The sequence below is a fragment of the Streptomyces sp. NBC_00028 genome (assembly GCF_045041065.1).
In the GTDB taxonomy this organism is placed as follows: Bacteria; Actinomycetota; Actinomycetes; order Streptomycetales; family Streptomycetaceae; genus Streptomyces.
In genome coordinates this window covers 1,551,003-1,565,026 of record NZ_CP108293.1, presented here as the reverse complement: position 1 = coordinate 1,565,026, position 14,024 = coordinate 1,551,003, and the positions used below count along the sequence as shown (strand labels likewise).

Annotated in this window: 10 protein-coding genes and 1 pseudogene; 6 read left to right on the top strand and 5 right to left on the bottom strand. The window is 71.2% G+C overall.

Annotated elements, in window-relative coordinates; all coding sequences use genetic code 11:
- Window positions 1–62: 62 nt before the first annotated feature.
- Window positions 63–1,589, top strand: a pseudogene (locus OG885_RS06865) (diguanylate cyclase domain-containing protein); the annotation flags it as partial.
- Between the two features lie 604 nt (window positions 1,590–2,193).
- Here OG885_RS06865 and OG885_RS06860 read toward each other — a convergent pair.
- The 4 genes from OG885_RS06860 to OG885_RS06845 all read right to left on the bottom strand — a co-directional run bounded on the left by OG885_RS06860 (window position 2,194) and on the right by OG885_RS06845 (window position 7,984).
- Window positions 2,194–3,453, bottom strand: a complete 1,260-nt coding sequence (locus OG885_RS06860) for a toll/interleukin-1 receptor domain-containing protein (protein WP_405727603.1) — start codon at window positions 3,451–3,453, stop codon at window positions 2,194–2,196.
- Between the two features lie 33 nt (window positions 3,454–3,486).
- The gene (locus tag OG885_RS06855; RefSeq protein ID WP_405727600.1) at window positions 3,487–6,006 is read right to left on the bottom strand and encodes a hypothetical protein; all 2,520 of its coding nucleotides are present in this window, start codon (window positions 6,004–6,006) and stop codon (window positions 3,487–3,489) included.
- Entirely contained in the window at window positions 6,003–6,764 is a 762-nt protein-coding gene (locus OG885_RS06850) for a hypothetical protein (RefSeq protein ID WP_405727597.1), read from the bottom strand. The genes OG885_RS06855 and OG885_RS06850 overlap by 4 nt, the downstream gene beginning before the upstream one ends.
- A 335-nt stretch (window positions 6,765–7,099) precedes the next feature.
- Entirely contained in the window at window positions 7,100–7,984 is an 885-nt protein-coding gene (locus tag OG885_RS06845; RefSeq protein WP_405727593.1) for an AAA family ATPase, read from the bottom strand.
- 974 nt (window positions 7,985–8,958) lie between these two features.
- Between OG885_RS06845 and OG885_RS06840 the strand changes: the two genes are divergently transcribed.
- The 5 genes from OG885_RS06840 to OG885_RS06820 all read left to right on the top strand — a co-directional run bounded on the left by OG885_RS06840 (window position 8,959) and on the right by OG885_RS06820 (window position 13,274).
- Window positions 8,959–11,145 (top strand): ATP-binding protein, encoded by a 2,187-nt coding sequence (locus tag OG885_RS06840; protein WP_405727590.1) that lies wholly within the window; start codon window positions 8,959–8,961, stop codon window positions 11,143–11,145.
- Between the two features lie 86 nt (window positions 11,146–11,231).
- A complete protein-coding gene (locus OG885_RS06835; protein WP_405727587.1) occupies window positions 11,232–11,675 on the top strand; it encodes a roadblock/LC7 domain-containing protein in 444 nt (147 codons plus the stop codon).
- A gap of 2 nt (window positions 11,676–11,677) precedes the next feature.
- On the top strand, window positions 11,678–12,049 hold the full coding sequence (locus OG885_RS06830) for a DUF742 domain-containing protein (RefSeq protein ID WP_329332456.1): 372 nt from the start codon (window positions 11,678–11,680) through the stop codon (window positions 12,047–12,049).
- A complete protein-coding gene (locus OG885_RS06825; RefSeq protein ID WP_399953943.1) occupies window positions 12,027–12,626 on the top strand; it encodes a GTP-binding protein in 600 nt (199 codons plus the stop codon). The genes OG885_RS06830 and OG885_RS06825 overlap by 23 nt, the downstream gene beginning before the upstream one ends.
- A 69-nt stretch (window positions 12,627–12,695) precedes the next feature.
- A complete protein-coding gene (locus tag OG885_RS06820) occupies window positions 12,696–13,274 on the top strand; it encodes a GAF domain-containing protein (protein WP_405727583.1) in 579 nt (192 codons plus the stop codon).
- Window positions 13,275–13,363: 89 nt separating this feature from the next.
- On the opposite strand, the gene OG885_RS06815 is transcribed toward OG885_RS06820, so the two are convergent.
- Window positions 13,364–13,972 (bottom strand): GPP34 family phosphoprotein, encoded by a 609-nt coding sequence (locus OG885_RS06815; protein ID WP_405727580.1) that lies wholly within the window; start codon window positions 13,970–13,972, stop codon window positions 13,364–13,366.
- Window positions 13,973–14,024: the final 52 nt, after the last annotated feature.

Sequence of the window (14,024 nt, the reverse complement as noted above, 5' to 3'; positions counted from 1 at the left end):
GCACGGAGTCGGGGGAGTTCGCGGTGACAGAGGCCGCTGCGGAAGACCGGCCGGAGCGGCCGATGGAGACACAGAGCGAGCCGTACGTCCGGCTGGCCTCGCTGCGGCAGATGCACCGGACGACGGCCCATGCGGGCAGCGCTCGCAGCCTTGCGGACACTCTGCAGAGCATTGCCGACGGAGTGGTGGAGGCTCTCGGGTACGAGTCGAGCGGTGTGCACGTGGTGCGACCGGACGGTGATCTGATCGTCTCGGCCGTCAACAAGCAGGACGGCAGCGGGGCGGAACGCGTAGGACGGGTCGCGTCCCGCGACACCTGGGAGCAGCGGCTGGAGGCGGGCGAGGCGTGGGGGGACCTGCGCTTCGTCCCCTCCACCCAAGGCCGGGAGTTCGGCGGGGACGACCTGCCCGGTTATCCCGATGGACCACCACCCCGCTTCGAAGATCAGTGGCACCTCTCCGACCGGCTCTTCGCGCCGATGTTCGCGGCGAGCGTGCAGGGCGGCGCGTGCGGCGAGCTGATCGGTGTGCTGTCGGTGGACCGGCCGCGCAATGGACGCAGGCCCGGCGCATGGGGTCGCGAAGCGCTCCAGATGTACGCGTTCCAGGCCGCGATCGCGATCAGCAACGCGCGCTTGCGCGCCGACATGCAGCGCGCACTGGTCAGGCTCGAAAGGGAGCAGCAGGCGCTGCGCGCGAGCGAGGAGAGCTTCCGGCAGGCCTTCGAGTACGCCCCCTCCGGCATGGCCATCGCCGAGATGGGCGGCGACCAGCACGGCCGCATTCTGCGGACCAACGACGCCCTGTGCCGCCTGCTCGGCCGCCCCGCCTCCGCGATGCGCCGCTACTCCTTCTCCGACCTCGTCCACCCCGAGGACATAGGGACCCTGCTACGGATGTCCGCCGAGGGCGGAAGCGCGGAGCTGCGCCTCGGCCGCCGCGACGGGTCGTACGTGTGGGTCTCGCTGCGCAACTCCGTCGTCGCCGACGCCGCCGGCGGCCCCCGCTTCCTGCTCACCCACGTCGAGGACGTACAGGACCGCAGAGACCGTGAATTCCACCTGGCTCACCTGGCCTCCCACGATGCGCTGACCGGTCTGCCGAACTCCGCCGAGCTGCGGACCCGGCTCGCGGAACAACTGTGTGACCGTCCTTCCGAGGACAAGGCCGAGGGCCACGTCCACACCGTGGCGCCCGGGGAGACCGGACGCGGTCGTACCCGGGGGCTGGCTGTCCTCTTCTGCGATCTCGACGGGATGCACGAGGTCAACGAACGCTTCGGCCACCCCGTCGGCGACACCGTTCTCGTCGAGGTCGGCAAACGGTTGGAGGCCGGTCTGCGCGAAGGCGACACCGTCGCGCGGTACGGAGGAGACGAGTTCGTGATCCTGGCCCACCACCTCGCCCCGGACGAGTGCCAGGAGGTGCTGGAACGTCTGCGGCTCGCCGTCGAGAACCCGTTGCGGATCGACGGCCGCGTCATCCGTGTCACCGCGTCCTTCGGTACCGCCTGGGCGGCCTGCGGAACACCGGTCAAGGACGTACTCCACACGGCGGACCTGCGGATGTTCGAGGAGAAGCGGGCCCGCGCCGCGGCCCGCGCCCAGGAGCCCAGCAGGCCGGTCGTCACGGAACGCAGGATCGCCACGCCCTTGCCCGAGCGCACCGGAGCACCCTGGGTTCCGCAGCGCGCCGCCGTACAACGGAACATCGTCAGGACGTGGCAGACCAGTGCGACACCATCGGCCACCACGCCGACCGGGTCGGTCGAGGTGCGCTCCGCACAAGAACTCGCCCGGCTCGGGGACAGCCCCCATGTGCACCGGGTGGTGCTGCGCGGCGACGTCACCGACCTGAGCGGCCTGCGCCGCCTGCCCGCCCTGCGGGCCTTGGTCATCGTGGACAACCCCGGCCTGTTGTACCTGGACGAACTCGAGGGCTGTCACAGTCTGCGCTTCCTCGCTGTGTCCGGATGCGGCGCGCTGGCCGACTGGGTCGGGGCCGCGGGGACGGGAGTCATGTTCGTCGAGGTCGGTCCCGGCCATGCCGTAGCGGCGTTGAAGACATTGAGGAAAGCCGGTCGGTTGCGGCGGCTGACTCTGGGAGAGGCCCTCTCCGAGCGCGATGAGGACCTCCAGGAGCTGCGACGTCACCTGCCCGGGGTGCAGGTGCAGGCGCGGGTCGAGGCCGCTGCTACGGGCTGAACTGGCGGCGCAGCCCCTGGTAGGCGCTCAGCATGTCGCGTTCCTGACCAGGCGTCAGAGAGGTGAGATACCGGTGCTGGGACGGGCTCCCGCCGTCATCGACGTCCGCGTCCGCGTGCGCGAACAAGAAGAGGAGCCTCGGAAATGCCGCGAGCAGTCGACGTACCAGCTCGGCGTCCGGCCGTACGCCGAGAACGATCGTCACGGGCCCGGACTCCTCCTCTTCCCTGGCCAGCGCGCGGCGCACCTCGTCCTCGTCGAGGGCGTCGAAGACGATGAACCGCTCGACGAGAAACTCGCGGATGCCGGTGATCACGCTCTCGACGAAGTCCATGCCCGGCCGCGGCACGGGCGTGTGCATCTGCCAGGGGTCGGGGGATTCGCTGGCCCGCCGCACGTACAGTTCGGCGGTCCGGGTTTCGAGCGCAGTAAGCACCGCGACCCGGTCCTCCGGGCCGGTGTCGCACAGCTCGTGCAACTCCACCGCTGCCGCCCCGGGCACCCGGGCGAACGGCACCACCACGTCGATGACGTCCTGACGATGCTCCCGGTTCGGCAGCTGGGGCAGCAGCTCGCGCAGCGCCTTGCGCATTGCGCAGGGCGCCGCGAACTCCGCCACCGGACGCTCGCTCAACAGCCCAGCGGACACCACGTAGTTGATGTGGTCGGACGCGTAGGCAATACCGGCCACGCCCAGCAATTCGGCGATCTGCGACAACTTCCAGCCCGCGACGTCCTTGATGCGGCTCGCGAGGTACTCCGTGATCTCGGGATGAGGCAGGGACCCGTACTGCTCCACAAGCAGCTGCAGCCGGTCCGCCACCTCCGTGGGGCCGGCTTCCGACGCCCATACGGCCATGTCCAGGCGTTCGAGCTCCAGCTGCGCCAACCTGCTGCCGACCAGGTCGCCCCGGCCCGCGCCCGGCAGCAGTACTGGCAGGACCAGGAACTTCTCCCCCGTCGCCTCCCTGAGGAGCACGGAGAGAGCCGCTTCGTGCATCACGTACTCGGAGTCGAACGCATGCGGGGAGAGCAGCAGTACGGTGCCCTGGCAGCGCCACAGCTCCCGTGTGAGCTTGCGGTGCCACTCGTCGCTGACCCGCAGGACGTCCTGGTCGACGACGGGATCGCAGCCGAGATCGCTCAGCAGCGCGACGACGGCCTCACGATGGGCGACGCACGCGCAGCCGAGCGAAGCGCATCGGTCTGCACCGGAACTGTGGCTGACGAAGATTCTCGGGCGTGCCATGGACGGACTCCTGGAGGGCGAGCGCGGTCGTTCTCATCGGGGAAGCATCCGCAACCACCGGACGGATCTCACGGCCAGATGCAGGGACAGGGAGGTCCGTTCGGGCACGGCGACGACGGAACCGTCGACGGGGTCCTGAAGGGCGACCGTGCCACCGAGGAGGCCGGGGGGCAGTACGGCGGTCTTCGGTGTCATCTCCGCGACGTTCACCAGACACAGCACCTCGTCGTCGCCGTAACGCCGGGCCACAGCGAGGACGTGGGGAGTGCCGACGTCGAGAACCTCACAGTCGCCCCGGGACAGGGCGAGATGATGGTCGCGCAGTGTCAGCAGGCGGTGCAGGGCAGCTCCACGGGCGCTGGTCAGCAGCGGGACGGCAGGCAGAACCGGGCAGCCCGGCAGCGACAGGACGATGGCGGCGGCCAGGAGCTGTGCGTCGGGGGACAGTGCGGGCGGCAGCCCGAGTTCCCGCTCGTACGGCCTGGGCCGCCCGCCGAAGGTGGTGCCGATCTGGCTCCTGAGCTGGTCCAGGGCCGCCTCGAAGACGCCCGCGGGCAGTGACCGGCTGCGGACGGCGAAGCCCAGCGCCGAGACCAGGGCCGACGCGGGTACGACGTGAAAGGCTTCGCGACGCGGGCCCGGTGGATCGGAGGCGCACAAGAGCAGACGCTCGTCGTATCCGTCGACGAGGTGACGGATGTCCGCCAGCAGCGTCGCGTCGGCGTCGTCCGCACCGTGGAGCCGCAGGCCGTCGACACCGTGGTCCAACAACCGGACCACGGTGTCGAGGACCTGCTCTGCCGGTCCGGACACATCCACGCCCACGATCAGTCGTACTCCGCGCGGGTGTTCCGCGAACATCCGGAGAGCGGGCCCGTCCGATCCCTCCGGAAGCGTGACCGCCAGGCACACCACGTCCGGAAGGCTCGCCGGTGTCTCCAGGAGGGGATCCGTCTCGACCAGGACACAGCCGCGGCTCCAGGCTGGAAGGTCGGGTGCCTCGGCGGCCGGTTCGAGGTCCGGCAGAACCCGGTAGGCCCGCCCGTCCTCGGTGCTCAGCTCCACCGGACCGCCCCGCCCGGAGACCACCCAGCCCCCGTCGGCGGTGGCGAACACACGATCGGCGCAGAAGCGGAGCAGCGTGTCGCGCCGCCAGTCCGGTGGTGGTCCCGGGCTTCCCCGAAGGGGGAACTCGATGAGCGTCGTGTCGCTTCCCACCACAGCGACTCTCGGATGGTCCGCACCCGGGGGCGTCACGGCGAGTGCCTTCACCCGCCAGGGAGCCCGGCCCGGGCGCCAAGAAGAGGTCTCCCTGGAGTCGTTCCACGTCGTGGCCGTGATCTGGCCGTCGCTCGTCGCCCGCACCTCCAGCGTGTGGTCGGTCACGACCCGGAACACGGTCCTGTCCGGCTCCGGTCCGGGTACATCCGTCCAGGGCGCCCCATCGGAGCGCAGCGGCAGATGATGGCGGATTCCATCCCGTACGTACGACACCACGCTCCCGTCCGGGGACAGGGCCAGCCCACCTGCGGCGCCCACCGACAGGCGCCCCGTCTCACGGCCGTCACCGCCGTGCAGGACGATGGTCCCGTCGCCGAACAAGAGCGCGCAGTGCGCCGCCTCGGTGCTCGTCCCGGTGAAGTCGCAGACCGCCACGTCCAACGCCACCCCCGGATGGCTGAGGGTCATGCGTACGTTGCCCTCCGGACCCAGCCGCTGCACCACGGTGAAAGACAGCTGCACGCTCTGGCCGTCCAGGAGTTCGAGCCTGACCGGGTCCGGCGCGTGGGACAACGGACTCAGCGCGTCGATACGGACCCGGTGACGGGTGCCCTGGGCCAGCACCGTCCGTGCGTCGTCCGCAGGCGGACGGCTCAGGACGATGCCGTCCGACCGCGCCGCCACACCCACGACCATGGGGCGTTGGACACTGCCCCGGGCCTGAGCCGTCAGCTGCGCCCGTAGGCCGGCCGAATCCGGGGGCGGATCCAGTCCCAGCCGCTCGCATGAGGCGACCCGGATCCGCCAGACGTCGTCGCGGTCGAAGAGATGCCTCGGCAGCCGGTGGGCGTAGTGCAGCGCCCAACGCCCCGTGTCGTCGGCCACGTCTTCGCTCGTGTCGTGTCCCGACACGGTGCGCAGAACGCGCTCCGCGTGGCGGGCCACCTCCGGATCAGCGTGGTCGGCCGGGTGCAACCCGGACCAGAGGAGTTCTTCGTACAGTCGTACGACGAGTGGGGCGCGCGCGTGCTCGGCGGCGGTGAAGTCCCGTACGTCCCGGAGCAGTGCGGGTGCGGTACGGGCGAGGTCGGTGCGGAGGTGCTCCGCCACCTCGGGACGCAACAGCAGGGACCGGGTGTCGGCTGCTTCCACCAGCGCGGAGAACCACAGCTCGGCTTCCAGCCCTGCCGTCGTCCGGGGCAGAAAGCGCAGCCGGGCCCGGCGCAGAAAGCCGTGATCCACGCTGATCGTCAGCGAGACGCACCGAGCCAGTGCGACCAGTTCGGGCCGGATCCGCGCGAGGTCATCGACGGTCCGGGCGGCCGACGTCACGTTCGCTCCTCCAGCATCTGGTGCACCCTCCGTGTCGCCTCCCGGGCATACCGGAGTGAGATCCGCCGGTCGAACGGGATGAGGGCGATCCGGTCGCGCACCGCGGCCGGATAGGCCGTCGGCGGATAAGGGGTGAGGCAGACCGCCGGGCAACCGCAGCGCAGCACCTGGTCGATGAAGTCCAGCCACTCGTGGAGCCGTGCCGTCCGCTCACCCGTGAGAGGCGGCCGGAGCTTGCCGAGGTCGGACACGAGGACCACCGGGGTGCCCGGGGCGGGTGCTCGGTACGGCTCTCGCACCACGGAGTCGGCGTGCACGACCCCGCGCCGCGGTGAGCCGGTGAAACGCAATACCTCCGCGCGGTCCCGGCCGGCGACGCTGGTCATCAGGCCGTGCAGCCACCGTCGGTCGTACTGGAACGGGGCCATACCGGGGCTGTGATCGAGCAGGAACTGGACACCGCGCCGGGTGCTGGGGCGGTGCTGCCACGGCACGCTGCGTAGCACCTGTTGCCGGGACGCCTTCCTGAGCAGTGCCCGCTGATCGATGCGTCGGCTCGCCACGGGTGCGGACACCGCGGCGACCATGACCCCGCGCGCCCACTCGGGAGTCCACGGCGGGTCGGTCGGTGTCGACTCGACCGGCTGGTCGGGCAGTTCGTCGGCATCAGCGTGCGAACCCCCGGTGTCCTCCGGTGGTGCCTCCGGCGAGGGAGGCCGGGTGAGGGTCAGGGAGAAGGCGACAGGACGCTCGGTCAACTTCGTTGCCAGGGGCTGTTGTTCGTCGGTCCGGGAGAGTGAGGTCTGCGCCTGGGGGACAGGACTGGTCGACAGGAGATCTTTTGCGTCGACGCCCCTTCGGTCGGGCATGGCGGAAGGGCCGGCGGGGACCGGTTCGTCGTCCGTCGGCCGGGTCGGCGCCCGGTCGGGAACGGGAGTCGGGTCGGCGTTGCGAGGCGTGGGTGCGGGCGACTCCGGACCGCCGGGCCCGAGCCAAAGGAGCCGCGCCATGGCCAGGGCCGTGTCCGGGTCCTGGGGGCGTAACAAGGAGACCGCCTTCACGAGATCTCCGAGAAAGAGACTGCCGCGTGCGCTCATACGGCCCGTCCCGCGCCGTCGCGCCGCTTCAGCAGCGTGACTGCCTCCAGGACGCTCCACTCGCGCGTACCCGGTGAAACTCCCAGCTGCTGACTGGCCTTGAGTGCGTCCAGGTATTCCGCGGTGCTCGGACCCGCCGGGTCGTCAGCCCGCGAACCGCGGATCTCCAGGAGGAGGTCCGCGATGCGTCCGGCGCGCTCCTCGTCGTAGTGCTGTCCCAGGTGCTGTTCCGCCACCTGTAGAAGGTGCCCTCGGCTAGGCGGGTTCAGCTCGATGACGATGCAGCGGCGCAGGAACGGCCGAGGCAGCTCTCTCTCGTCATTGGTGGTGATGACGATGAGGGGAGCGTGTTCCTCAGTGACGGAGACCTGGCTACTGTCGTCCCACGGAAGGGGGAAGGAAAGTGATCCGAGGGGCCCAAGAAGGCTGTTGGGCAGGTCTGGGTCGGCTTTGTCGATCTCGTCGATGAGTACCACGCACCGGCGCCCGGTCGAACCCTCCTCGAAGGCCCGCCACAGAGGCCCTTTGGGATAGTAGATCTCCATCGCACCCAGTGCTTTCGCCTGAGCGTCGTTGAGGCGCTTCATCGCGTCGAACCGCCACAGGAGGTCTTCGGGCTCGGTGCGCGCAGTGACGACATGCGCGTAGTAGTTCCAGCCCAGTTCGCGCGCCACGTTCGGCGCCAGCGACGACTTCCCCGAGCCGGGCGGCCCGAAGAGCAGCAGGGGCCGTCCGGTCTTGAGCGCCACATTGACGGCCAGCACCAGGCGTTCGTCGTCGAAGACGTACACCTCATCGTCCGCCGCGTAACCGGATGTGCGGTGTTGCGCCGAGGCGCGAGCGCCGACGGCTGGGTCGAACTCCTTCTCGTAGTGGAGCACGTCTCCTCCGGTGTCCGGTCAACAAGGGTCTGGGCGGGGCGACTTCGATCGACATTCTGTACCGGCGCGGTCGCGCGGTGGAGCGGACGTCCGCAATCCCGCCGCGCACATCCATGAGCAGAGATTTCATGCGGATTCTGAATGTCACGGAGAGTAAAGGCCTTGTGGGTGATTCCGGCGTGCGCAGGAGGGGGTGTGGGCGTTGTTCGCGGGCACTGCGGCGGCGGTCGCGCGTCGGCTCGACGGGTCTGGGCGACTACTCGGACACCCGGCTTGGGATCGACTCTGAGCAGCATCGATCGAATCTGAATGGGAATTGAGCACACACCCTGCGGGCTTATCGGGCTGTCGTACGAAGCCTCATACCAGAGCGGGACGCTCTCCGTACGAGTTTGTCAACTGCCCACCGCACATGATGCGTTGCCGACTACTGTGAGTGTCCGTCGGGCGACGCAGGGCCGAATTCCCGGCGCTCTCGACCGACACCGTGTCGTGAGGACCAGACCGGAGGAGGGAGTCGACGCGATGGGGATCCCCCCAGCTCGACCGCGACCGGGAGACGGGGGAAGCCGGTGACCGACGACCGCGTGGGAGTACGTGCCGACCGTGGCGAGCGCACCCGGGAATCGGCGGGAGCGCGCGGTGGGCGCTGGGAGCCCGGCCGTGGGCCCGGGAGCCAGGCCGGCGGTGGCCAAGGGAGCCCAGTCGGCCCCGGCCCAGTAAGCCCAGCCGGCCCCGGCCAAGGAAGTCGTGTCGGCCCCGGCCGAGGCAGCCCGCCCGGCCGTGGGCAGTCGAGCCAGGCCGGCACCGGCGGAGACGGCCGGCAGCCCAGCCCCGCACAGCCGAGTCAGCCCGGCCGTGGGCAGTCGAGCCCGCATCGCGCCGGGCAGTCGAGCCCGCCCGGCCGTGGGCAGGTCGGTCCGCCCGGCGACCAGGCCCGACGGGCCAGTACCCGGACCAGTACGAGGACACCGATGTCTCAGCTCCGCGCACCGGCAGCTCATGCGGACCGCCGTGAAGGCGGCGGCCGGCACGGCAGGCCGGCCGCCCGGCCCGTGGCCGCGTTGCCCGAGACCCACATACGGCCCCAGCTGCTGCGACTCGCCGTGCTGCCGCCCGTCGCGGTCGCCCTCGCCGCCTCGGCGGCCGTCCTCTTCACCGTCCGCTCCACCGGCGCCCGGCCCGGCCTCACCCTCTGGGGCGTCCTCGCGGGCGCGGTCTCGGTGGCCCTCGCCGGCATCCTCATCGCCGCCGTCGCCGCCGACCGCGCCGCCAGGTCGGTGAGCGACCGCATCGGTGCCCTGCGCCGCAGCAGCGCACGGGGTGAGGTTGAACTGCGGGCCCTCGTCGAGGCGTTGCGGCGTGGTGACGGGCCTCCCCGGCGCACCCCGCCCGACGGACCCCCTGACGGCGCCGACGATTTCGAGCTGCTCGCCGCCGACCTCACCCGCGCCCACGACGGTGCCGTCACCGCCGTGGTCCAGGCCGCCCAACTCTCCAGCCAGGCGGGCAGCGAGCAGAAGCTGGAGGTCTTCCTCAATCTCGCCCGGCGGTTGCAGTCGCTGGTGCACCGGGAGATCTCCATCCTCGACGAGCTGGAGAACGAGATCGAGGACCCCGACCTCCTCAAGGGCCTCTTCCACGTCGACCACCTCGCCACCCGCATCCGGCGTCACGCCGAGAACCTCGCCGTGCTCGGCGGCGCCGTCTCACGTCGGCAGTGGAGCCACCCCGTCCCCATGACCGAGGTGCTCCGCTCGGCCATCGCCGAGGTCGAGCAGTACTCCCGCGTCAAACTCGTCCCGCCCATCGACGGCACCCTGCGCGGGCACGCCGTCGCCGACGTCATCCATCTGCTCGCCGAACTCGTCGAGAACGCCACGGTGTTCTCCGCCCCGCACACCCAGGTGCTGCTGCGCGCCAACCTCGTCACCTCGGGGCTCGCCGTCGAGGTCGAGGACCGCGGCCTCGGTATGCCCGTCGCCGAGCAGAACAAGATGAACGCCCTGCTCACCGACCCCGACCAGGTCAATGTGGGGAGCCTGCTGGCGGACGGTCGTATCGGGCTGTTCGTGGTCTCACAGCTCGCCCGACGGCACGGCATCAACGTACGGTTGCAGACCAACATCTACGGCGGGGTCCAGGCCGTACTCGTCGTACCGCAAGGCCTGTTGGGCGCGGAGCCGGGTGCGCCCGGGAGTGTCGTACCCGGGACCTCCGACAGCATGGGAATCACCGGGCCCGGTGGTGGCGGGGGAGCGGGTGGCGGTTCGGTCGGCGCGAACACGGGTCCGGGTGGTGGTGCCGGGCACGTCGGGACGTCCCGGCCGGTCGGCGGCGGTACGGCGTCACAGGCGCGGCCGTCCGCACCGGCACCCGGCACGCCGGGGGCCGGGGGACCGGGTGGCCTGGGTGACACCGGGCCGCAGCGGGTCATGCCAGCCGGGCCCCCCGCCGTACCGCTGCCCGCCGGACCCCCCGCCGTACCGCTGCCCGTGCGCGGCAGTCAGCAGGAGCGGCCCAATCCGGCGGAGGCCGTCCCGGGCATCCGGCCGGACGACCGGCGGCTCGTCGAGGAGAGCGCCGCGGCGCCGCCCACCCCGCGCACCGGCACGGTCCGCGGCACCATGGGCAAGCCCCAACTGCCCCGGCGTCGCGCCCAGGAGCACATCGCACCCCAACTCCGCGACGGCCCGGCGGCACCGCGGCCGGACGCCGAGTACCCCGCCGGGCACGACCCGGGACTGATGGCCGCCTTCCAACGCGGCATCGGCCTCGCCGAGGCACAGCAGCACATGGAGGCGGAGACCACCAGGGACGGGGACTTCGGCGCTTATGCCATGGGGGCCTCACACATGGGGTCCTCACACATGGACACGGCCCACATGGACACGGCCCACAGGGCCGCGCCGGTCACGGACACGCCGCACCTGCACGCGGACCCCGCCAGGGCCACCGACCAGACCTACACGGACCTGAGTCACCTGAACTCCGGCCACTCAAGCCCGACTTACCCCCTGGACCCCCTGGAACCCCTCGGCCCCCTGGACGAGGCCCGGACCGCCGAGGCACACCCCGCCCCCGTGTCCCACGACCGCCTGTCCCCGGCCCGACCCGATCACACCCCCACCCGGCACGACGGGAGCGCATCAGCCGGATGACCACCCCTGCCACCACCCCCACCCCCACCCTCACTCTCACCCCCAGCGCTCCCGCAGACCTTCGTACCTCAAGGAGTCGATCCACCATGGCGAGCGAAGCGCCGACCGGCCATGTATCCGATCTCGACTGGCTGATGAGCGGCCTCGTGCAGCGCGTGCCGCACACCACCAGCGCGGTCCTCCTGTCGTGCGACGGGCTCGTGAAGTCGGTCCACGGCCTCGACACCGACAGTGCCGACCACATGGCCGCCCTGGCCTCCGGCCTGTACTCGCTCGGCCGCAGCGCCGGCGTCCGCTTCGGCGACGGCGGGGACGTCCGTCAGGTGGTCGTCGAACTCGACGCGACGCTGCTGTTCGTGACCACCGCAGGCTCGGGCACCTGTCTCGCCGTGCTCGCCGGCCGCGAGGCCGACGCGGCCGTCCTCGGCTACGAGATGGCGATGCTGGTCAAGAGCGTCCGCCCCTATCTGGTGACCGCACCCCGGCAGCACGCCGTCGATTCCGCGGCGTCCCCGGTGATGAGGCCTTGAGCGTGGCGGCGGCCGGCGACGGGCCCTGGCTCGACGACGCGGCCGGACGCCTGGTGCGGCCCTTCACGGTCAGCAACGGCCGTACCCGGCCCACCGTCGCGCTCGACCTGCTGTCGCAGGTGATGGCCACCGGAGCCACCCCCCTCGGCTACCTCGGCCCCGAGCACACGCAGGCACTCGATCTGTGCCGCGCGCCTGTCTCGGTCGCCGAGGCCGCCGCGCATCTGAAGCTGCCGGCCGCCGTCACCAAGGTGCTGCTGTCGGACCTCGTCGACTGCGGGGCGCTCACCACCAAGCCCCCCGAGTTCCACCACAACCCGACTGACCGGGCTCTTCTGGAGGCAGTGCTCGATGGACTACGACGACAGCTCTGACCCCTTCCCCACCGCACTCAAGATCCTGGTGGCGGGAGGCTTCGGAGTAGGCAAGACGACCTTCGTGGGCGCGGTCAGCGAGATCGCCCCGCTCAGTACGGAGGAACTGCTCACCACGGTCAGCGCCGCGACCGACAACCTCGACGGCATCGAGAACAAGGTCGAGACGACCGTCGCCATGGACTTCGGCCGCATCACCCTCGATCCGCAGCATGTGCTGTACCTGTTCGGCACGCCCGGCCAGGAGCGGTTCTGGTTCATGTGGGACGAGCTCTCCGAGGGTGCGCTCGGCGCGGTCATCCTCGCCGACACCCGCAGACTGGAGGACTGCTTCGCCGCCGTCGACTTCTTCGAACAGCGCGGCCTCGGCTTCATCGTCGCGATCAACGAGTTCGACGGCTCCTACCGCTACGACCCCGAGGAGGTCCGCGCCGCCATCGACCTCGCTCCGGAGATCCCCGTCGTCCGCTGCGACGCCCGGATCTCCAGCTCCGGCGTGCAGACCCTGCTGACCCTCGTCCGCCACCTCATCGCCCACGCCCCGGCGCCCGCGCCGAGCCACGGCGCCCACATGTGACCCCCGTCCACCGTGCCGACCAGCCCTGGAGCCGCATATGACCTTCGCCCACCGCGACGGAACCCGCCCATGAGCTACGACCCGGTGCGTCCCGCCGGTCGTCTGCTGCTCACCCCCGAGGACAAGGAGGCACCCGCGCGGGCCCGCCGACTGCACGGGCTGGGGTTGGGGGAACGCCCGGAGCCCGCGCTCGACGCGTTCGCGGACCGGCTCGCCGAGGTGACCGGGGCGCCGTACGCCATGGTCAACTTCATCGACGAGAACCGGCAGTTCTTCGCCGGACTGCACCTCCCCGACGTCCGCCCGGTGCTCAGCGACGCGGACGAGGCCAAGCCGCAGCTCGGCCGCCAGCTGGCGCGCGACCACGGCTTCTGCCCGCACGTGGTGGTCCGGCGCAAGGCGCTGGTCCTGGAGGACGTGAGCGACTATCCGAGGTTCGCCGGCAATCCCGTCGTCGACGAGTTCGGCATCCGCTCCTATCTGGGCGCACCGCTCGTCGACCGGGGCGGCATGGTCCTCGGGACGGTGTGTGTCGTCGATGTGGCGCCGCGGCCCTGGGGGCGGACCGGTCTGGAGACCATCAAGTCCGCGGCGGCGGAACTGGTCGCGCGCGTGGAGCAGATGGAGGCGGACGGCCTGCCTCTGTGAACTTGTGTGCTCCTATGAACCATGCGTGCGTGCGGTGACGGAACTCGCGTGCGGCGACGCCGACTTCGCGTCGCCCGCAACGCCTCGCCTCACACCCCGCCCCGCCAGATGTTGTCGAACGCCGCGTTCTCGATCGCCCGCCGCTGTCTGACCGCCTCCAGCTCCATCACCGCGTCCCCGACGGCCGCCAGCACCGTCGTGATCGTGTCGTCGGTGAGGTCCGCCGCGTCTCCGTCCGGTTCGTCCTGGATGCCGGCCGCGGCGGCCAGGGCGGCGAACACCGGCTCGCCCGAGTCCCGGCGCTCCTCCGCGCGCCGCCGCTCCGGCGACTCGACCAGCTCGGCGTGTCCGGACCGCCGCGCCGCCCGCAGCCCCCGCGGGCGGCTCGTCAGCCCCTCCTGCTCCAGCGCGGAGTCGTACGCCGAGGACAGCCCGCGGCCCCGGCGCCACAGCCAGTCCTCCACCGACTCGTACGGCTCCTGTCGTACGGCGGTGGCGGCGGCCTCCGTGAGCAGGCGGTCGACCGGCGCCGACTGCTCACCGGGCACGACCCGGTCGCCGTCCACCCCGAGAGTGCCCGCCGCCAAGAGGTCGAGCAGCTCGGACGCGGCGAGCGCCAGCGACAGCTCGCCCTGTTCCACGGGTCTGTCCGGGCTCGCCTCCAGGGCGACGATCGCGAGATCACGTGCGGTGTTCATCGGCGGCTCCAGATCGGTCGCGGGCGTCCTCGCCCATCCCAACGGGCAGGTG

What these genes read in the sequence shown, in the direction of transcription:
- OG885_RS06825 (WP_399953943.1), top strand. Translation starts at nt 12,027, where the DNA reads ATGGACTACGACGACAGCTCTGACCCCTTCCCCACCGCACTCAAGATC.
- OG885_RS06840 (WP_405727590.1), top strand. Translation starts at nt 8,959, where the DNA reads ATGTCTCAGCTCCGCGCACCGGCAGCTCATGCGGACCGCCGTGAAGGC.
- OG885_RS06815 (WP_405727580.1), bottom strand. Translation starts at nt 13,972, where the DNA reads ATGAACACCGCACGTGATCTCGCGATCGTCGCCCTGGAGGCGAGCCCG.
- OG885_RS06820 (WP_405727583.1), top strand. Translation starts at nt 12,696, where the DNA reads ATGAGCTACGACCCGGTGCGTCCCGCCGGTCGTCTGCTGCTCACCCCC.
- OG885_RS06860 (WP_405727603.1), bottom strand. Translation starts at nt 3,453, where the DNA reads ATGGCACGCCCGAGAATCTTCGTCAGCCACAGTTCCGGTGCAGACCGA.
- OG885_RS06835 (WP_405727587.1), top strand. Translation starts at nt 11,232, where the DNA reads ATGGCGAGCGAAGCGCCGACCGGCCATGTATCCGATCTCGACTGGCTG.